Genomic DNA, 19,509 nt, shown 5'->3' with positions numbered 1-19,509 from the left:
CCCCCGCTCCGACCGCCACGACGGAGAGCGCGACGCCGTCGCCCTCCCCCAGTGCATCCGCGTCGACGCCGGCAGCCGCCGGCGTCTGCACCGCGGCGCAACTCAGCGGCGCCGTCGAGGACCAGGCCGGCGGAGCAGCAGCCGGGAGCGTCTACAGGACGATCGTGCTGACCAACGCATCCGACCAGGAGTGCGTCGTCGACGGGTTCCCCGGTGTGTCCTTCGTCGATGCGTCCGGCACCCAGATCGGCGCTCCCGCGGATCGCGACGGCTCCGCCACGACCCCTGTGCTCCTGGCTCCCGGGGCATCGGCGACGGCCACGCTGCAGCAGACCAACGCCCAGAACTACGGCGACGGGTGCGGCATCACGCCGGCGGCCGGAGTCCGCGTCTACCCGCCGGGCGCCACCGACTCGCTCGTCCTGGCGCAGGAGATCCCGGCATGCTCGGCGTCGTCGATCGTCCTGATGACCGTCGGAACGCTGCAGCCCGCCGCCTAGCCGCGCGAACCGCCCGGTACTGCGCGTGCGGCCCGAGCCGCCGTAGCCGCCAGGCTGCGAGGACGAGAAACGCCGAGGTGGCCAGCGCGAGCCCCAGCGTCAGCCACGGCAGAGCCGCCGCGATGGCGACGACACCGAGGACGACCGCGGCTCCTCCCGCGGTGACCATGACGCGGGCCCGTTCCAACTGCCCGTACACCGCATGACCGACCCCGAGCACCACCCAGGCCCCGAGTCCGTGGAAGGCCTCCACGGCACCGCCGACGAGTGCGCCCAGTTCGACGGCGACGCCGAGCACCAGATAGGCGCCCGGAGGAGCGGCAAGCGCCGGAGGGTGGGAGACGAGCCAGGGAGCAGCCACCAGGATCAGCACCAGGGTGCTCACCACGAAATAGGCCGCAGTCCGCCGCGTGTCGCCGTCGACCACGAGCGCCGTCACGGCTCCGCCGAGGAAGAGAGCCCCGATCCCCGCGACCGGGACCCAGTTGTTGGCCACGTCCCCGCGGGGCGCGGCAGGCTGGGCCTCCCCGGTCCCGGCTCCCATGCGTCGCCTCTCCGTCGGTGGTTCCGTCGTTCGTTCCGTCGTTCGTTCCGTACGCCGTCCTACGCAACGTACTCCCTCTCCGCCGGCCTGTCGCAGGACGCGGTCCGGTGCGGCGGCACCGGATGGAGTGTCGGTGCGCTGGGGCAGAATGAAGAAGTGACGCAGGTACTGACGAGGTTCACCCCCGCAACCCACGAGTGGTTCGCGGGCGCCTTCGCCGAGCCCACCCCGGCCCAGGAGGGCGCCTGGTCGGCGATCTCCGCCGGGTCGAACGCCCTCGTCGTCGCGCCCACCGGATCCGGCAAGACCCTCGCCGCCTTCCTCTGGGCGCTGGATCGGCTGATCGCCTCCGGTGAGGGCAGCGGCGATCCCGACGTCCCCGAGCCTGCGGCGAAGGGCGGCAAGGCATCGCTGAAGAAGCCGAAGCGCAGCACCCGGGTGCTCTACATCTCGCCGCTGAAGGCCCTCGGCGTCGACGTCGAGCGGAACCTGCGGGCGCCCCTGATCGGCATCACGCAGACGGCGAAGCGCCTCGGACTGCCCGCGCCGAGCATCACCGTGGGCGTCCGCTCGGGCGACACCCCACAGGCCGAGCGCCGCGCGATGCTCACGCGTCCCCCGGACATCCTCATCACCACCCCCGAATCGCTGTTCCTCATGCTCACCTCGAAGGCGCGCGAGACGCTGATGGAGGTGGACACCGTCATCATCGACGAGGTGCACGCCGTCGCCGGGACCAAGCGCGGCGCCCACCTCGCCGTCTCCCTCGCGCGGCTCGACGCACTGCTGGAGAAGCCGGTGCAGCGCATCGGTCTCTCGGCCACGGTGGAGCCGAAGGAGACCGTGGCCCGCTTCCTCTCCGGCAACGCACCGGTGGAGATCGTCGCGCCGCCGTCGAAGAAGCAGTGGGATCTCACCGTCACCGTGCCCGTCGAGGACATGACGGAGCTCGGCGGAGCTGCGGCCAACACCGACGACGACGGCGACGCCGTACCGCAGGCGAGCATCTGGCCGCATGTGGAGGAGAAGATCGTGGACCTCATCGAGGCGAACCAGTCCACGATCGTGTTCGCGAACTCGCGGCGGCTCGCCGAGCGCCTCACCGCCCGACTCAACGAGATCCACGCCGAACGCCTGGAACGCGACGCCGCCTGGGCCGCCGGTGGCATGCCGGACGCCGCCGAACCAGCCGCGAGCTCGCCGTCGTTCGCGCACACAACTGCAACACCGGCGCAGATGATGGCACAGGCGGGCCAGAGCGCCGGCGCCGAGGCGCTCCTGGCCCGGGCCCACCACGGCTCGGTGTCCAAGGACCAGCGCGCACTCATCGAGGACGATCTCAAGTCGGGACGCCTGCGCTGCGTCGTCGCGACCAGCTCGCTGGAGCTCGGGATCGACATGGGCGCCGTGGACCTCGTGGTGCAGGTCGAGTCACCGCACTCCGTGGCCAGTGGCCTGCAGCGCGTGGGCCGCGCCGGGCACCAGGTGGGCGAGGTCTCGCAGGGAGTCCTGTTCCCCAAGCACCGGGGGGACCTCGTCAACACCACGGTCACGGTGGAGCGCATGCTCGCGGGGAAGATCGAGCCCCTCTACATCCCCACCAACCCGCTGGACATCCTCGCCCAGCAGACCGTGGCCGCCGCGGCGCTGGGCACCATCGACGTCGAGGAATGGTTCGACGTCGTCCGCGCATCGGCCCCGTTCGCCACGCTGCCGCGATCCGCGTTCGATGCCACGCTCGACCTGCTCGCGGGCCTGTACCCCTCGGACGAGTTCGCCGAGCTGCGCCCCCGCATCATCTGGGACCGCGTGGAGGGCACCATCACCGGCCGGCCCGGTGCGCAGCGCCTGGCCGTCACCTCGGGCGGCACCATCCCGGACCGGGGCCTCTTCGGGGTGTTCCTCGTCGGCTCGGAGGGCGAGGGTCCGCGTGCCGGCGGCCGCCGCGTCGGCGAGCTCGACGAGGAGATGGTCTACGAGTCGCGCGTGGGCGACGTCTTCGCACTCGGCGCCACGAGCTGGCGGATCGAGGAGATCACGCACGATCGTGTGCTGGTCTCCCCCGCCTTCGGGCAGCCCGGCAAGCTGCCGTTCTGGAAGGGTGATTCCCTGGGTCGGCCCGTGGAACTCGGCCGGGCGCTGGGCGCCTTCAACCGGGAGATGTCCGGTGGCACCGTGGAGCAGGCGCAAGAGCGTTGCGCGAGGATCGGACTGGACGACTGGGCTTCCGGCAACCTCATCACCTACCTGACGGAGCAACGCGAGGCCACCGAAGTGGTCCCGAGTGACCGGACCCTGGTGGTGGAGCGGTTCCACGACGAGCTCGGCGACTGGCGCGTGGTGCTGCACAGCCCCTTCGGCATGCCCGTGCATGCCCCCTGGGCCCTGGCGGTCGGCGCGCGGCTCGAGCAGCGCTACGGCATGGACGGCTCCGCGATGGCGTCCGACGACGGCATCGTGCTGCGGGTACCGCTCATGGACGACGAACCCCCCGGAGCGGACCTCTTCCTCTTCGACGCCGAGGAACTCGACGGCATCGTCACCGCAGAAGTGGGCGGCTCAGCCCTGTTCGCGTCACGCTTCCGGGAATGCGCAGCGCGCGCCCTCCTGCTGCCGCGCCAGAATCCCGGAAAACGATCACCGCTGTGGCAGCAACGTCAACGTTCCGCGCAGCTGCTGGACGTCGCGAAGAAGTACCCCACCTTCCCCATCGTGCTCGAAACCGTCCGCGAGGTCCTGCAGGACGTCTACGATCTCCCTGCCCTGAAGGAGCTCGCGGCGTCCCTCGAACGCCGGGAACTGCGCATCGTGGAGGTGACCACGCAGCAGCCCTCCCCCTTCGCCCGGTCCATGCTCTTCGGCTACGTGGCGTCCTTCCTCTACGAGGGCGATTCCCCGCTCGCCGAGCGGCGTGCCGCTGCTCTCTCCCTCGATCCCACCCTCCTCAACGAGCTGCTGGGGCGCGCCGAGCTCCGTGAGCTGCTGGACGCCCGGGTGATCGCCGAGACGGAGCTGGAGCTCCAGCGGTTGAAGCCGGACCGGCTGGCGCGTGGGCTGGAGGGTGTCGCGGATCTGCTGCGGCTCCTCGGCCCGTTGACGGTGGAGGAGATCAGCCAGCGGCTGGAGGCTCCCGGGGAGGACCGACCCGCTGCGGGTCGGTCCGCAGGGCAGGACCCCGCCGCACCGAGTGCTGCCCTGCAGATGGCCGATCATGGGGCTGGTACCCACGGCAACGGCGCCGACGGCATCGATACCGACGGCATCGATGACCCCAGTGCCGGTGGAGGGGAGCCCACGGACGAGGAGTTGCTCGCCGCCACCACGCAGCCCGCGCCCACCCCGGGCCGTGCCTCCCCCGAGGTGGTGCGCGGGCACGTCGCCGCCCTGGTGAAGGCGAACCGTGCGCTGACCGTCAACATCGCCGGGGCGGAGCGCATCTCCGCCGTCGAGGATGCCGCCCGCCTGCGCGACGCGATCGGCGTCCCCCTTCCCATGGGTATCCCGCTCGCATTCATCGAACCCGTCGCCGATCCCCTCGGGGACCTCGTGGGCCGCTACGCCCGCACCCACGGTCCGTTCACCGCAGCGGAGGCCGCCGCCCGGTTGGGCGTCGGCGTCGCCGTCGTCGCCGGATCTTTGCAGCGGCTCGCCGGCGCCGGCCGCGTGGTGGAGGGCGAGTTCCGGCCCGCCGAGGCGACGCCCGTGCTCGACATCTCCGCCCAATCCGGGGCGGCACCGGGCACCATCACCGTGCACACCCCCGCCTCGAGCGAATGGTGTGACGCCGAGGTGCTCCGCCGCCTCCGCCGCCGATCCCTCGCAGCGCTGCGCCAGGAGGTGGAACCGGTGGACCCGTCCGCGTACGGCAGGTTCCTCCCGGCGTGGCAGCACATCGGATCGAACCTCCGTGGGCTCGACGGCGTGATCACGGTGATCGACCAGCTCTCCGGCGTGCCGATCCCGGCCTCCGCCTGGGAGCCACTGATCCTGGCGCAGCGCGTGGCCAACTACACGCCCGCGATGCTGGACGAGCTGACGGCCACGGGCGAGGTGCTGTGGTCCGGGGCGGGCTCGCTCGCCGGGAACGACGGCTGGATCGCCCTGCACCTGGCCGAGAACGCGTCCCTCACGCTGCGCCCCGACCCCACCTTCGAACCGTCCGCCCTGCACACGGCGCTGCTCGACTCCCTCTCCGGGGGTGGCGGATACTTCCTCCGGCAGCTCACCAACCTGCTGGACGTGCAGGAGCCCGTCGCAGACACCGCCGTGGTCACCGCCCTCTGGGACCTCGTGTGGGCCGGCCGCATCAGTAACGACACCTTCACCCCGGTGCGCTCGCTCCTCGCCAACGGCAAGACCGCACACAAGCAGAAAGCCGTACCGGCGCGCGCCCGCACCTCCCGCGCGGGCAGGCTGGGCCGGGCTCCCGGGAAGTCGCTCACGGGCGCTTCGATGCGGCTGAACGCAGCGGACGGTGCCGGCGGCGGCTACCAGCGACCCACCCCTCCCCTGGCGGCCGGACGCTGGAACATGCTGCCCGCGACGGAGTCCGAGACCACACTGCACGCGCACGCCCAGGCCGAGCTGCTGCTGGACCGGTATGGCGTAGTGACGCGCGGCGCCGTGGGGAACGAAGGTATCCCCGGTGGCTTCGGGCTCATGTACAAGGTGCTGGCGCGGCTCGAGGAGATGGGCCGGTGCAGGAGGGGCTACTTCATCGAGCAGCTCGGCGCCGCCCAGTTCGCCGTGCCCGCCACGGTGGACCGCCTGCGCTCCTTCAGTGCGGACAACCAGCTGCCCACGGCGCAGGACGTCCTCGGCGGGGAGGCCCCTCCGAGGAAGGCCGTCGCGCTCGCCGCCACGGACCCCGCCAACCCCTACGGTGCGGCCCTCGGCTGGCCGCAGGCCGACGGCGGCCACCGGGCGGGCCGGAAGGCCGGCGCCCTCGTGGTGCTCGTCGACGGCGCCCTCGCGCTGTACGTCGAACGGGGCGGAAAGACCCTCCTGACCTTCACCGAGGACGTCGACGTGCTGCGCTCGGCCGCGCTGGCGCTGGTGACGGTCATCCGACGGGGTGCAGCGGACAAGATGGCCCTCGAGAAGGTCAACGGCGGCGAGATCCTCGACACCGACATCGGCAGGGCACTCGCGGATGCCGGCTTCTACACGACGCCGAGGGGGTTGAGGATCCGTGCCTGAGGGGGATACCGTCTGGCGGGCGGCGCGCGAGCTGCACCGGGCGCTGGCCGGGAAGGTCCTGACCCGCTGCGACATCCGGGTCCCGCGCTTCGCCACGGTCGACTTCACCGGCTCCACGGTGCAGGAGGTCGTCGCCCGCGGGAAGCACCTGCTGATCCGCGGCGGGGGCGACGACGGCTGGGACATCCATTCGCATCTCAAGATGGAGGGCCTCTGGCACGTCTACGCCCGCGGGGAGAAGTGGCGGAGACCCGCGTTCAAGGCACGATGCATCCTCGGGACGGAGGACGCCGTCGTCGTCGGGTTCGAACTCGGCTTCCTGCGTGTCATCGCGCGCGCCGAGGAGGAGGACGCCGTCGGGTTCCTCGGACCGGACCTCCTCGGGCCCGACTGGGACCCCGATGAAGCGCTGCGCCGCCTGCGGGAACAGCCGGACCGGCCCATCGGCCTGGCGCTGCTCGACCAGCGCAACCTCGCGGGCATCGGCAACGTCTACCGCTGCGAGCTGTGCTTCCTCGCCGGCGTCCACCCGCTGACCCCGGTGGCCGAGGTGCCCAACCTCCCGCGCATGGTCGAGCTCTCCAAGAAGCTCCTCGAGGCGAACAAGGAACGCAGTACCCGTGCCACCACCGGGCAGCTGCGGGGCAATACCCTGTGGGTCTACGGGCGTTCCCGGCGGGGCTGCCTGCGCTGCGGCACCCCCGTGGCGCTGGAGCAGCTCGGCGACTCGGACACCGAGCTGCGCGAGCTGTACTACTGCCCGCACTGCCAGCCCCGATTGGAGACGGCAGATGCACGGGCACTACCCTGACGGAGTGGATGCAACGGAACGGCCGGCGCGCTGATGGCCATGGCGTCACCCCTGCCCGTGCGCAACGGCGTCAATGCCACCCGGCTCCGCCTGCCCTCCGAGGGCCCGTGGGAGACGGCGCTGGAGTACATCCTCGACCGGTTCGACCACGTCGACCCCGAGGGCATCGGCGAACGCTTCGACCGCGGCGAGGTGGTGGCGCTCGGCGGCGAGGTCCTGACCCGTTCCACCCCCCTCGGTGAGCACACCTTCGTCTGGTACTACCGCGAGCTGCCCATCGAGGAACGCCTCCCGGTGGAGCTGTCCGTCCTGCACCGGGACGACCACCTGCTCGTCGTCGACAAGCCGCACTTCCTGCCCACCACGCCCGGCGGCATGTACGTCGCCGAGTCGGCGCTCGTGCGGCTGCGCGTGGAACTCGGCCTGCCGGACCTCATCCCCATGCACCGGCTGGACCGCATGACGGCCGGGATCCTCATGTTCTCCATCGATCCCGGGACCCGCGGCGCCTACCAGCTCCTCTTCGAGAACCGACGCATCACCAAGGAGTACCGTGCGGTGGCACCCGTGCGGCCCGAGCTGCGCCTCGACGTCGAACCACTCGACGTCCGGAGCCGGATCGTGAAATCCCGCACCTACCTCCTGGCCCAGGAGGTCGAGGGCCCCCCGAACACGCTCACCACGGTCAGCCTGATCGACCGGCGCGGCGACCTGGGGCTGTACCGGCTGCAACCGCACACCGGGAAGACGCACCAGCTCCGGCTCCACATGGCGTCGCTCGGACTCGGCATCATCAACGACCCGTTCTACCCCGTCCTGCATCCGCAGGCACCCGACGACTACGGCAGGCCGCTGCAGCTCCTGGCCCACAGCATCGCGTTCACCGACCCCCTGGATGGCTCGGACCGGCGGTTCACCTCCGGACTCACCCTCGCCGAATTCACCTGACGTCCCCTCGCACCCTCGGAGATCCCGGTCCGGATCCGGGGCGCGGACGGTAGATTTGCAGCGTGGACCTGCCCGGTACCGACATTCCTGCACCGCTCTACCTCCTCGTCATGGTGGCCGTCATCTTCGTCGACGTGGTGCTTCCGGTGGTGCCCTCGGAACTGATGGTCATCGGCGCCGGGACCATGTCGGCCCACGGCATGCTCCTCCTCCCGTTCGCGCTCGTCGCCGCGTTCGCGGGCAGCTGGCTCGGGGACGTCGCCATCTTCCTGCTGTTCCGGCGCAAGCTCACGCATTTCCTCGACCGTTTCCGATGGGGCCGTTCCGTCCATCGCGGTCTGCGCAGGGCCATCGACAAGGCCGGCACCTCGCCCACCTACGCGGCCGTCGTCGCCGTGCGTTTCCTCCCCGGCGGTCGGACGGCGAGCATGGCCGCCGCCGGGATCGCGGAGCTCCCACTCCGGCCGTTCATGCTCGCGGCGGCTGCGGGAGGTGTGCTGTGGACGGGATGGCTGGTCGGCCTCGGCTTCGTCGCGGGCGCGTCCACGGGGCTGCCGGCAGGGGTCAGTGCGTTGCTGGGAATGGCTGTCGGTACGCTGGTGGGAGCGATCACGGCGGCAGTCCTCGCCCTGAAGAAACACCGGAAGGCCAAAAAAGCGCATGAGCACCCCGACGAACCCGGGACCCAGGCTCCCTGACAGGCCGGTTCGGCCCCCGATGGCAGCCTCCGACGCCCCGGTCGAGGAGCCGCGGTCGGGCACGGCAGGTGTCCTCGAGCGGCTGAAGGCCGCGCAGCCGCGCACCACGGCGACCACGGCGACCTCGGACGACGACGGTCCTGCCGGAGCAGCATCGGGCGGAGCCGCATCGGGCACCGCCGCCCGAGCGACGACGAACCGAGCGACGGCGAACCAGGCCACGGCGAACCAGGTAGCAGGGCATCGGGCGCCGGTCGACGGTCCGCCCTCGGGACGGCGGTCGCTACCCGGGATCGTGGGATCGGCCACGGGAGCTGCCCGCGAGGCGCTCCGCTCCGTGACGGGGTCGACCGGCGGGGACCGCGACAGGGCCGGTGCCTCCACGGAGCGTCTCCGCGTCGCCGCCGACAGGGCGCGGGTCGCTGCGGGCATGACAGGCAAGGCGCTCGGCCGCCACGGGGGTGCCGCCGTCCGCCACGTCGGTACATGGGACCCGGATCTCGTCCGGCAGTCCGCGGTGACGCTATGCGCCGTGGCCTGCATCCTGGGCTCCGCGGCGGGCGTCGGCGCCTTCGGCGGTCCGTCCATCCGCGACGCCGCCGGCGGAGCGTTCGCCCCGGACGCGACACTGCTCGCGCCGTCGTCGGCGGCCTTCTCCATCTGGAGCGTCATCTACGCGGGCCTCGTGGCGTACACGGTGTTCCAGTGGCTGCCGGCACAGCGTCGGCGTGAGCGGCACCGGAGGCTCGGCTGGACCGTCGCGGCCTCGATGCTCCTCAACCTCGCCTGGATCCTCAGCGCACAGGCCGACCAGCCGGTGCTGAGCCTCGTGGTCATCCTGCTGCTGTTCTTCGCGCTGCTGGTGGCCATCCAGACCCTGAACGACCACCCCGGCGAGACGCGGTTCGAAGGAGCCGCCGTCGACACGCCGATCGGTCTCTATCTCGGCTGGGTGCTCGTCGCGACAGCGGCCAACGCGGCGGCGTTCTTCACGGCCACCGGGATCGACCTGTTCGGGTGGAAGGGCACCACCTGGGCGATCCTCGGCATCATCACGGTCCTCATGACAGCGGCCGTCGTGTGCTCGACGGACCGGGGCCGGCTCTCGGTAGCCGCCGCGACGTGCTGGGGGCTCCTGTGGATCGCCGTCGAACGCATGCTCGGCGAGCCGTTCGCGGTCGACGTCGCCTTCGTGTCCGCCATGGCGATCTTCCTGCTGCTAATCACCGCGGGCTCCCGCCGGCACCGCGTGGACCACGCGTACCGCCGCTGGCTCCGTGCCGCGGAGGACGCACAGCGCGAACCCCTCGACCTCCTCGGCGACGACTACGAGGACACGCGCTACTAGGCGGCCGGCAGGCCCGCCTGGCCCTCGTCGCCGACGGTCACGGCGATCTTGCCGCGCACGTGTCCCTCGATGCTGCTGCGGAAGGCGTCTGCCGCGCGCTCCAGCGGGAAGGTCTCCGCGAGGACGGGCTTCACGCTGCCGGCCTCCACGAGTTCAGTCAGGGCCAGCAGGTCCTCCGGGTCGGGCCGCACGAAGATGTAGCGCCCGCCCTCGTCCTTGATCCCTGCATCGACCACGGAGGCTACCCGCCCCGGAGTCCTCAGGTGCTCGAGGGAGACCGGCAGGTCGTCCCCGCCCACGAAGTCGACGACGGCGTCGAGCCCCTCGGGAGCCGCGACGGTGATGCGGTCCGCGAGTCCCTCGCCGTAGGTCAGCGGCTCGGCACCGAGAGAACGCAGGAAGTCGTGGTTCTTCTCGGACGCCGTGGCCAGCACGCGCGCGCCCCAGGCAGTGGCGATCTGGATGGCGTAGGTCCCCACGCCGCCGGCACCGTTGTGCACCAGCACGGTATCGCCCTCCCCTGCACCGACGGCCCGGAGGGCCTGGTAGGCGGTGAGCCCGGCGAGCGGCATGGTAGCGGCTTCGGCCCATGACACGTTGCGCGGCTTGCGGGCGAGCGTCCGGACCGGAGCAGCCACCTGCTCCGCGAAGGTCCCCAGCCCGACGGTGTCCATCCGGACGTAGCCGATCACCTCGTCGCCGGCCTGGAACTCGGTGACGGACGGGCCGGGCTGGACGACGACGCCGGCGACGTCCCAGCCCGGGACCACCGGGAAGTAGGTGGGCAGGGCGCCATCGAGGTGACCGCCCGTGATCTTCCAGTCGACCGGGTTGACCGAGGCCGCACGGACCTCGACGAGCACGGAGTCCGGTCCGACCTTCGGGTCGGGCTGTTCGCCGTACTGGAGGACGTCGGGATCGCCGTACCGCTCGTAAAACACTGCCTTCATGGTGCTCCTCTGGTTGAACCGGCCCTGAGGCCTGCTTCTCCGCTTCCAGAGGCGGCAACCGGCACCCTCCGGCGGGTATTCCGGCGGGGCATCACCGGGCGCCACGACTCGCGGCGTCCGGGCCGCGTGTCAGCCCGTGTTCCGCATCCCCGCGGCGACGCCGTTGATGGTGATCAGCATGGCCCGCTGCAGCTGCCCGTCGGGCTCGCCGGCCTCTGCCCGCACGCGGCGCAGCAGCTCCACCTGCAGGTAGGAGATGGGGTCGAGGTACTGGTCGCGCACCGCGAGGGAGCGCTTGAGCACGGGCTGGTCGTCGAGCAACTCGTGCTCCCCCGTGAGCAGCCGGATCTCGGCCAGGGTCAGCTCGTACTCCTCCCGGATCACGCCGAAGAGGTGCTGCAGGTCGCCCGGCACGAGGGCCTCGACGTAATGCGCGGCGATCTCGAGATCGGTCTTGGCGAGCGTCATCTCCACGTTCGAGACGACGGTACGGAAGAAGTGCCATCGGCCGAGCATCTCGGCGAGCAGCCCTTCGTGCCCCGCCTCCCGCGCCGCGCGCAGGCCGGAGCCGACGCCGAACCAGCCCGGGACGATCTGCCGGGACTGCGTCCACCCGAACACCCAGGGGATGGCGCGGAGTCCGCCGAGCCCGCTGCCGGAGTCGGGCCGCTTGGACGGGCGCGAGCCGATGTTGAGCGAGCCGAGCTGCTCCACGGGCGTCGACGCGAGGAAGTACGCCGGCAGGTCCTCGTGGTCGATGAGCGAGCGGTACCGCGCGAACGCCGCATCGGAGACCGTCTCCATCACCTCGGCCCAGCGGCCGCGCTCGTCGTCGGACGTACGCGGCGTGCGGTGCAGGGCGGAGCCCTGCATGACCGCGGCCAGGGACAGCTCGAGGTTCTCGCGGGCCAGGGCCGGGAGCGAGTACTTGTCGCTGATGACCTCGCCCTGCTCGGTGAACTTGATCTCGCCCTCGAGGACGCCGTTCGGCTGGGCGAGGATGGCGTCGTACGTCGGGCCGCCACCGCGGCCCACCGACCCCCCACGCCCGTGGAACAGGCGGAGGCGGACACCGTGCTTCGCGGCGACGTCGCGCAGGCGCCGCTGGGTCTTGTGGATCTCCCAAAGGCTCGTGAGCACGCCGGACTCCTTGTTGGAGTCGGAGTACCCCAGCATGACCTCCTGCAGGTCGCCGCGGAGCCGCACCACCTCGCGGTACGTCGGATCGGACAGGAGGGTGTCCACGATCTCCGCCGAGACGCGGAGCTCGTCCACCGTCTCGAGCAGCGGGGCGAAGCCGATCTTCGCGAAGGCACCGGAGTCCGGGCCGCCCGAGCCGTCACCGACCACGTCGAGAAGGCCCGCTTCGCGCGCCAGCACCACGGGGGCGAGGACGTCGTCGGCGCCGCGGGTCATGGAGACGATGTAGGTCTCGATGACGTCCGGCCCGTAGGTCTCCAGCGCCGAGGCGATCTCGCGGAAGACGTCGAAGGTACGTCGCGCGCCGTCGTCGAGCGGCGGGTTGACCGCCGCCAGCGGTCGCCGCGAGGCCAGCTCGCGGGACAGCGCCCGGCGGCGCCCCTCCCGGTCCAGGTCGAGGTAGGGGACCTCCAGCTCGCCGAGCCGGTCGGCGAGCTGCGCGACGACGTCGTGGTGCATGTCGGCGTGCTCGCGGATGTCGAGGGTCGCCAGGTGCAGGCCGAAGGAGGAGATCACGCGCGACGCCGTGGCGAGGGCTCCGTCGGCGGCCAGGCCCCCCGCGTTCCGCCGCAGCGAGTCCCCCACGAGCTCGAGGTCGGCCAGGACCTGGGCGGTATCGTTGTAGTCGCGGCCGGGCTCGTGCGCCGTCTGCTGCTGGACACGCGCCGCCGTGTTGAGCAGCTTCGCCTTCACGCAGGTCAGCTTGAGCCGGTACGGCTCCTGGGCGTTCAGTTCCAGCACACGCCTGTCGAGGCGTGGCAGGTTGGCGAGATCCTTCTCGATCGACGCCGTCAGCTCGGGTGAGGCACCCACGATCGTGGTCGACGACGAGAGCGACGAGATCAGCCGGTCGAGAAAGTGGATGGCGATGCGGACGGCCTGCTGGTTCTGGATCTGCAGGATCTCGCGGGTCACGGAAGCCGTGACATTGGGGTTGCCGTCCCGGTCACCACCGATCCACGACCCGAACCTCAGCGGCGCGCCACCCGCGGGAAGGGCGACGCCGTGGTCCGCGAGGAGGTCCGAGAGGTCCTCCAGCAGTTCCGGCATCGAGGTGGTGAGGATGTTCCCCAGGTAGTAGATGGCGTTGCGGGCCTCGTCGATCGGCGTGGGCCGCACCTGCCGCAGCTCGTCGGTCTGCCAGATGAGGTCGATCACCTCGGCGAGCCGGCGGTCCTGCCGGCGGCGCTGCTGGGATCCATCCGCCGTCGACTCCGCGAGGATGTCGGACAGCCGGCGCAGCTTGTCCAGCACGGAGCGGCGCGACGCCTCGGTGGGATGGGCCGTGAACACGGGGCGGACGTCGAGCTCCCGGACGACGTCGGCGAGAGCCTCCGGACCGGCGTCGGACGCGATGCGGGAGACGGTCTGGGCGAGCCAGCCGTCCTCCTCGGACCGCGTCCGCAGGCCGCGCACGCGGTGCACCTGCTCGGCCGCGTTGGCGAGGTGGAAGTACGCGGCGAAGGCCCGGACCAGTTCGGTGGCCTGACCGATGGGCAGGGCCGCGAGGAGTTCGCGGACCTGCTCGGCGAGTGCCGCGCGCCCGGCGGCGTCGTCCCCGCTGCCCGACTCCTTGGACTGCTTCGTGAGGAGGCGTACCCGCTCCACGAGGTCGAGGAGCTCCTGTCCGTGCTGCCGGACGAGGGACTCGCCGAGGAGGGTGCTGACGCGCCGGACATCGGCGCGCAGGTCGGAACTGATGTCCCCCACCGTCTCGCTGAACTGGTCGGCGGCACGCGCGGGGGACACTTCGAGGGGCACTGTCACAACAGCCTGCTTTCAGGGCACGGAAAACGGGGCGTATGCGGCACTGGATACGACGGATTGCTGTTGGGATACTACCCAGTGATGTGGCGTGGGCCTCACCACGTCCGTCATGTGAACGCCGGCGCCGCCCTGCTGCGGCCTGGGACGGCCCGGCCCGCAACCACCGCGGGTTCGTGCACGGCATTGATCAGCCGAACGGCGCGGACGACGGCGTGTCGCCGCCCGACACGCACTTCCCGCCCAAAACGCGTGCAGGAAGCCGCAGCTCGCGTCCGCCGTCGCCGCACCGGGTCAGGCGAACGCCGAGATGCCCGTCAGCGCCCTGCCCACGATCAGGCTGTTGATCTCGTAGGACCCCTCGTAGGTGTAGACCGCCTCGGCGTCCGCGAAGATCTTGGCCATCCCGTAATCGGTCACGATGCCGTTGCCGCCGAGGATCCCCCGTCCCAGCGCGACGGTCTCCCGCATCCGGGCCGTGGTGAAGGACTTGGCGAAGGCGGCCTGTGCCATGTCGGAGGCACCCTGCCCCTGCAGCTGGGCGATGCGCGCCATGACGCCGAGGCTCGCCGTCGTGTTGCCCATCATGGTGACGAGCTGGTCCTGGATGAGCTGGAACCCTGCGATCGGTCGGCCGAACTGGTGGCGCTCGAGGGCGTACTGCCGGGCGACGTCGAACGCGGCCAGCTGCTGGCCGACGGCCTGCCAGCCGACGAGGATCCGTGAGCCCAGCAGGAGCTGCCGGGTGTCGTTGAAGGACTCGATGCCGGCGAAGCGGTCCGCCTCCGGGATGCGCACGTCGGTCAGTGTGACGTCGGCGTTCTGGACCGTCCGCAGCGCCGTCTTGTTGGCGATCGCCGTCCGGGTCACGCCGGGCAGCGTGGCGTCGAGGATGAAGCCGCGCACTCCGCCGGTCTCGGTATCGCGCGCCCAGAGCAGCATGTAGTCGCAGAACGTCCCGTTGCCGATCCAGCGCTTCGCGCCGTTGACGACCCAGGTGTCGCCGTCGCGCGTGGCGGTGGTCGTCATGCCACCGGCGACGTCGGACCCGTGCTCCGGTTCGGTCAGGGCGAAGGCGCCGGTGATCCTCAGGTCCATCGCGTCCTGCAGGAGCCGCGCCTTCTGGTCGTCGCTGCCGAAGGTGTGCAGGGCCTCGACGAAGAGGTCGTGGTGGACCATGAAGAACGTCGCGATCGAGGTGTCGGCGCGGGTGAGCTCGGCGATCACCAGTCCGCTGAACAGGTGGCTGTACCCCTGCTGCACGGGCGTGCTGAGTTTCAGCGCCGCCAGCCCGGGCAGGAGTTCGTGCGGGAATTCGGCCCGGTTCCACCATTCGACGGCGCGCGGCGAGACGTCCTTGGCGAGGAAGTCCCGGACGTCCTGGAGTTTCTCCCGTTCGGAGGTCGCCAGGAGGGACTCGAAGCCGAGGAAATCGGCGGTGGGCAGCGGGCTCTCCATCGAGCCGTCCTTTCGATCGAGCGGAGACCGGGGGTGGTGCGCTGGAGCTACTTCGGCGCCATGCGGATGGCGCCGTCGAGGCGGATCGTCTCGCCGTTGAGCATCTGGTTCTCGACGATGTGAGCGGCGAGCGCGGCGTATTCGACGGGCTTGCCGAGGCGGGACGGGTGCGGGACCTGGGCGCCGAGGGAATCCTGGGCCTCCTGGGGCAGGCCCGCCATCATGGGTGTCTCGAAGATGCCCGGGGCGATCGTCACGACGCGGATCAGGGAGCGGGCGAGTTCCCGGGCGATGGGCAGGGTCATCGCAGCCACGCCGCCCTTGGAGGCCGAGTACGCAGGCTGTCCGATCTGGCCGTCGAAGGCGGCGACGGAGGCGGTGTTGATGATGACGCCGCGCTCCTCGGATCCTCCGAGACCGCTGACCGTGGCGGTGGCCGCCATCGCCTCGGCTGCGAGCCGGATCACGTTGAAGGTGCCGACCAGGTTGACGGTGATGACGCGGGCGAACTGTTCGAGCGGCAGGACCCCGTCCCGTCCCAGGACCTTGCCCGGCGTGGCGATGCCGGCGCAGTTGACGACGATCCGCAGCGGGCCGAGTTCCGTGGCCGCGGCGACTGCCGCCTGGACCTGGGCAGGATCGGCGACGTCGGCGGCGACGAAGCGGACCCGGTCCCCCGAGGGGTCGAGTTCCGCGGCGGCGTCGGTCCCGGCGGACTGCGGGAGGTCGACCAGCAGCACCGACGCGCCGTCGTCGAACAGTCTGCGGGCGGTGGCGAGACCGAGTCCCGAGGCCCCGCCCGTGACGAGGGCGACCGCTCCGCTGATGTCCATGCCTGATCCTTCCGCCCGGCGAGGACCGCCGTCGGTCCTCCGGCCCAGCGTACTGTGACGTGGCCCACTGCGCACCCGGACGGCGATCGGTTGCGCATCCTGCCCAACCAGGACCCCTCCCGGTGTGGCTAGGGTGGTCACATGCCCATCCCTGACGAGGCGGCCGCGCAGGCCGCGCAGAGCGTCCGGCACCTGTTCGCCCGGCGGAGCCTCCGCGTCCCCGGGACGCGGCTCGGCGCCATCGCCTTCCCGCCACCGGCCGGCGCCCGGAACCACTGGCACTACTGGTGGCAGGCGCACTTCCTCGACTGCCTCCTCGACGAGCACCTCCGGGATCCCACCGGGGATGCCCTCTCCGAGGCGCGGAAGCTGGCCCGCGGCGTGTGGCTGCGCAACGGCGGACGATGGCGCAACTCCTACTACGACGACATGGCCTGGCTCGCGCTGGCCCTCCAGCGCCTCGATGCGATGGAGGGTCGACGGCGGCCCCGGCGCCGCGTGCGCGTCCTCGGGGCTGCACTCCGGTCGGCCCATACGGAGGACCTGGGCGGCGGGGTCTACTGGAACACCACCCGCGACTACAAGAACACCCCCACCACGGCGCCAGCCGCCCTCTTCTTCGCACGCGGCGGGGAGGGCGCCCGGGCGCAGGAACTGCTCGACTGGCTGAGGGACCGGCTGTTCGATCCCGGCACCGGGCTCTACCTCGACGGCGTGAAGGCCGACGGCCGGGTGGAGCGGTCCCTGCACACCTACAACCAGGGGACCGTGCTGGGCGCGCTCGTCGCGGTCGGCGGTCCGAAGAACCTGCGGCACGCGGCGGACCTGGTGGAGGCGGTCGCCCGGGGCGTCGCGGACGACGACGGCGTGCTGCCGCTCGGCTCCGGGGGTGATGGCGGGCTCTTCACGGGGATCCTCGCGCGCTATCTGGCGCAGGCGGCGTCGGCGGACATCGGGGGGACGGCCGCGGCGACGGCGCGCGCGCTCCTCGGGGCGACGGCGGACCGGATCTGGGCCGACCGGCTGGCCGTCGACCGGTCGATGCTCGTCTTCCCGCCCCGGCAGGACGGGCCGGTCAGCCTGTCCTCGCAGCTCCAGGCGTGGATGGTGCTGGAAGCCGGGACGCGGTGCCGCTAGCCGACCTGCTTCCTGCCCTGGGGATAGAAGGTCTCCCCGCGGGAGAGCATGGCGACGAACTTCGCGATGTTCCGCTCCTTCGCGGCGTCCGTCCTGAGCTGGGTCAGGCGGAAGATGAGGGCGTAGCGGTTCTGGGAGGACAGGGTGCGGAAGGTGGCGAGCGCGGCGTCGTCGGCCTCGATGGCCGCCATCAGCTCCGGCGGCACCTCGGCCGTCGCGGGTCCGGCGTAGGCGCGCTCCCATCTGCCGTCCGCCTGCGCTGCCGCGACGGCCCTCTCGCCCGCTGCACACATGCGGCCCTCCGCACGCAGTCTGTCCACGTAGGTCCGATTGCGCACCGACCAGATGCTGCGCGGGCCGCGCGGCGTGAACCGCTGGAAGTAGCTGCCCCCGTCGCGCGAGCGGGCCTGGCCGTCGATCCAGCCGTAGCACAGCGCTTCATCGAGCGCCTGCGCATAGGTCAGCAGCGTGGTGTCCCCGCCCTTCTTGTGCTCGATGAGCCAGACACCGGGCGAGGACTCGTGGTTCGCCTCCAGCCAGCCGCGCCAGGCGAGCGCGTCGGGCAGCAGGAGTTCCGGCAGTTCGGCCTTCATGCGACCACCCTAGGGCTACCCGGGCCGTTCGGGAACCGGGCCCCCGCCATTCCCCGCACCGCTCCGAAGGAAACCTGATGCTCCGCGTCCGACCCCTCGTCCACACCTCCGACCCGACCGCCGCGCGGGACTTCCTCCGCGCGCTCGGACTGGCTTCCTCCCGGAGACCACTCCCGGACGGTGCGCAGGAGGTGTTCGACGCCGGCAGCGGTCGCGTGGCCCTGCACCCCTGCGCCTCCGGCAGCCCCGAGGACGGCAGCGTGAGCCTCGCCTTCGACGTCTCGGACGTCCGGGAGTTCGCGCGACGGACCATCGCCGCCGGCACGCCCGTGGACCTGGTGGAGGGACACCACGGCACCACCGCTCGGATCATCGCCCCGGACGGGACTCCCCTCCTCGCCGCCGCGGGCCCCCGCGAGACGACCGCGCCGGCGTCGTCCCTCTCGGTCCTCGCCCGCTGGCAGACGCCCGACGCGGGATCCGCCGTCCGGGTGCTGGAGGACATCGGAGCCCGGCCCCGGGCCGGTTCGGACGCCGGCGCCGGGCACGCTTTCCGTGCCAAGAACGGCGGGCTCGTGACCGTGGAGCTGGGGGAGCGCCCCGGGGTGGAGCTGGCCATCGAGCACGACGGCGACGTGCGGGACCTCGTCGCGGGCCTGACGGCTGCCGGCGTCGACGCCGGAGCCGGAGCCGTCGGCGGGGGCCGGAGGTCGTCGCTCCGCCTCCGTGCTCCGTGGGGCGCCGTGGTGCGGATCGACGGCCGGCAGCAGGACCTCCACGACTGAATCGTCGGGCGGCACCGGGCCGGCGGATTCAGCCACGGGCCGAAGAACTGCGCGCCGCCTGTCGCCGGGTGGGGGTCTGCTATAGAACTGGTGTATGAACGTACGCACCCCTGACCCCAATCCGGGCTGGCTCTCCGAAGACGATCTGTACGAGGCCCGCCGCCGCCTGCCGATGGTCTACGTGGAGGCGATCCCCGTCCGGTGCGACGCCCTCGGGTACGTCAACGAGGTGGGACTGCTGCTGCAGGCCAACGAGCAGGGCGAGATGGTGCGGACCTTCGTCTCCGGTCGTGTGATGTACCGGGAGACCATCCGGGCGGCGCTCCTGCGCCATCTCGAGAAGGACCTCGGGCCCCTCGCCCTCCCGCAGCTGCCGCCGTCGCCCCTGCCCTTCACGATCGCCGAGTACTTCCCCTCACCCTCGGAGACCGGGCTGACCGACGACCGCCAGCACGCCGTCGCCCTCGCGTACCTCATCCCTGTGACGGGCGAGTGCAACCCGCGCCAGGACGCCCTGGAGCTGTCCTGGCTCACCCCGTCCGAGGCGCTCAGCCCGTCCATCCAGGCGGAATTCTCCGGTGGCCGTGCCGACCTGCTGCGTCAGGCCCTGGCCCATGCCGGGTGGGGCCGCTAGCCACGGAGGAACCCGCCGGGGTCCGCGTTACCGTATCGTGAAACGGGCGCGCTGGGGCGCCGGAGGACATCCACGGGGTTACTGGCAGAGGTTGGCACGACGTACAT

Annotated in this window: 14 protein-coding genes; 9 read left to right on the top strand and 5 right to left on the bottom strand. The window is 71.6% G+C overall.

Translation table 11 applies throughout. The features are described 5' to 3' along the window. From CVO76_RS02050 to CVO76_RS02025, 6 genes are all read left to right on the top strand, one after another. A partial coding sequence (locus tag CVO76_RS02050) for a DUF4232 domain-containing protein (protein ID WP_208740505.1) occupies positions 1-500 on the top strand: 500 nt, incomplete at its 5' end. Between the two features lie 700 nt (positions 501-1,200). Continuing rightward, positions 1,201-6,243 carry an Lhr family ATP-dependent helicase gene (locus CVO76_RS02045; RefSeq protein ID WP_208740504.1) on the top strand — a complete coding sequence of 1,681 codons (5,043 nt, stop codon included), beginning with the start codon at positions 1,201-1,203 and terminating at the stop codon, positions 6,241-6,243. Next, a complete protein-coding gene (locus CVO76_RS02040) occupies positions 6,236-7,054 on the top strand; it encodes an Fpg/Nei family DNA glycosylase (protein ID WP_133080345.1) in 819 nt (272 codons plus the stop codon). Before CVO76_RS02045 ends, CVO76_RS02040 begins: the two co-directional genes overlap by 8 nt. Before the next feature lie 39 nt (positions 7,055-7,093). Continuing rightward, entirely contained in the window at positions 7,094-8,002 is a 909-nt protein-coding gene (locus CVO76_RS02035; protein ID WP_208740503.1) for an RluA family pseudouridine synthase, read from the top strand. A 62-nt stretch (positions 8,003-8,064) separates the two neighbouring features. Then, the gene (locus CVO76_RS02030; protein WP_208740502.1) at positions 8,065-8,700 is read left to right on the top strand and encodes a DedA family protein; all 636 of its coding nucleotides are present in this window, start codon (positions 8,065-8,067) and stop codon (positions 8,698-8,700) included. Between the two features lie 19 nt (positions 8,701-8,719). Then, positions 8,720-10,048, top strand: coding sequence for a tryptophan-rich sensory protein (locus CVO76_RS02025; RefSeq protein WP_208740501.1), 1,329 nt, complete (start codon positions 8,720-8,722; stop codon positions 10,046-10,048). Here CVO76_RS02025 and CVO76_RS02020 read toward each other — a convergent pair. The 4 genes from CVO76_RS02020 to CVO76_RS02005 form a co-directional block, all read right to left on the bottom strand. After that, positions 10,045-10,998, bottom strand: coding sequence for an NADP-dependent oxidoreductase (locus CVO76_RS02020; RefSeq protein WP_208740500.1), 954 nt, complete (start codon positions 10,996-10,998; stop codon positions 10,045-10,047). The two genes, CVO76_RS02025 and CVO76_RS02020, sit on opposite strands and share 4 nt — an antisense overlap. A 129-nt stretch (positions 10,999-11,127) precedes the next feature. Next, positions 11,128-13,959, bottom strand: coding sequence for a phosphoenolpyruvate carboxylase (gene ppc, locus CVO76_RS02015; RefSeq protein WP_244186281.1), 2,832 nt, complete (start codon positions 13,957-13,959; stop codon positions 11,128-11,130). Between the two features lie 297 nt (positions 13,960-14,256). Then, the gene (locus tag CVO76_RS02010) at positions 14,257-15,420 is read right to left on the bottom strand and encodes an acyl-CoA dehydrogenase family protein (protein WP_208740499.1); all 1,164 of its coding nucleotides are present in this window, start codon (positions 15,418-15,420) and stop codon (positions 14,257-14,259) included. 47 nt (positions 15,421-15,467) lie between these two features. Then, on the bottom strand, positions 15,468-16,253 hold the full coding sequence (locus CVO76_RS02005; protein ID WP_208740498.1) for an SDR family NAD(P)-dependent oxidoreductase: 786 nt from the start codon (positions 16,251-16,253) through the stop codon (positions 15,468-15,470). Between the two features lie 141 nt (positions 16,254-16,394). Between CVO76_RS02005 and CVO76_RS02000 the strand changes: the two genes are divergently transcribed. Then, positions 16,395-17,390, top strand: coding sequence for a glycoside hydrolase family 76 protein (locus CVO76_RS02000; RefSeq protein WP_208740497.1), 996 nt, complete (start codon positions 16,395-16,397; stop codon positions 17,388-17,390). Here the strand turns inward: CVO76_RS02000 and CVO76_RS01995 are convergent. Next, complete coding sequence (locus tag CVO76_RS01995; RefSeq protein ID WP_133080339.1) at positions 17,387-17,983, bottom strand: YdeI/OmpD-associated family protein; 597 nt, start codon at positions 17,981-17,983, stop codon at positions 17,387-17,389. The two genes, CVO76_RS02000 and CVO76_RS01995, sit on opposite strands and share 4 nt — an antisense overlap. A 77-nt stretch (positions 17,984-18,060) precedes the next feature. Between CVO76_RS01995 and CVO76_RS01990 the strand changes: the two genes are divergently transcribed. Then, positions 18,061-18,768: a VOC family protein gene (locus tag CVO76_RS01990; RefSeq protein WP_208740496.1), complete on the top strand. Its 708-nt coding sequence runs from the start codon at positions 18,061-18,063 to the stop codon at positions 18,766-18,768. A gap of 94 nt (positions 18,769-18,862) precedes the next feature. Then, positions 18,863-19,402, top strand: a complete 540-nt coding sequence (locus CVO76_RS01985) for an NUDIX hydrolase family protein (protein ID WP_133080337.1) — start codon at positions 18,863-18,865, stop codon at positions 19,400-19,402. Positions 19,403-19,509: the final 107 nt, after the last annotated feature.

It is taken from the genome of Arthrobacter agilis, assembly GCF_002953615.1.
In the GTDB taxonomy this organism is placed as follows: Bacteria; Actinomycetota; Actinomycetes; order Actinomycetales; family Micrococcaceae; genus Arthrobacter_D; species Arthrobacter_D agilis_B.
This window is presented reverse-complemented; position numbering and strand designations above follow the sequence as displayed.

Bases quoted from the DNA above. Each gene is read 5' to 3' on its own strand.
- CVO76_RS02025 (WP_208740501.1), top strand. From the start codon at position 8,720: ATGGCAGCCTCCGACGCCCCGGTCGAGGAGCCGCGGTCGGGCACGGCA.
- CVO76_RS02020 (WP_208740500.1), bottom strand. From the start codon at position 10,998: ATGAAGGCAGTGTTTTACGAGCGGTACGGCGATCCCGACGTCCTCCAG.
- CVO76_RS01995 (WP_133080339.1), bottom strand. From the start codon at position 17,983: ATGAAGGCCGAACTGCCGGAACTCCTGCTGCCCGACGCGCTCGCCTGG.
- CVO76_RS01990 (WP_208740496.1), top strand. From the start codon at position 18,061: ATGCTCCGCGTCCGACCCCTCGTCCACACCTCCGACCCGACCGCCGCG.
- CVO76_RS01985 (WP_133080337.1), top strand. From the start codon at position 18,863: ATGAACGTACGCACCCCTGACCCCAATCCGGGCTGGCTCTCCGAAGAC.
- CVO76_RS02005 (WP_208740498.1), bottom strand. From the start codon at position 16,253: ATGGACATCAGCGGAGCGGTCGCCCTCGTCACGGGCGGGGCCTCGGGA.
- CVO76_RS02035 (WP_208740503.1), top strand. From the start codon at position 7,094: ATGGCGTCACCCCTGCCCGTGCGCAACGGCGTCAATGCCACCCGGCTC.
- CVO76_RS02010 (WP_208740499.1), bottom strand. From the start codon at position 15,420: ATGGAGAGCCCGCTGCCCACCGCCGATTTCCTCGGCTTCGAGTCCCTC.
- CVO76_RS02000 (WP_208740497.1), top strand. From the start codon at position 16,395: ATGCCCATCCCTGACGAGGCGGCCGCGCAGGCCGCGCAGAGCGTCCGG.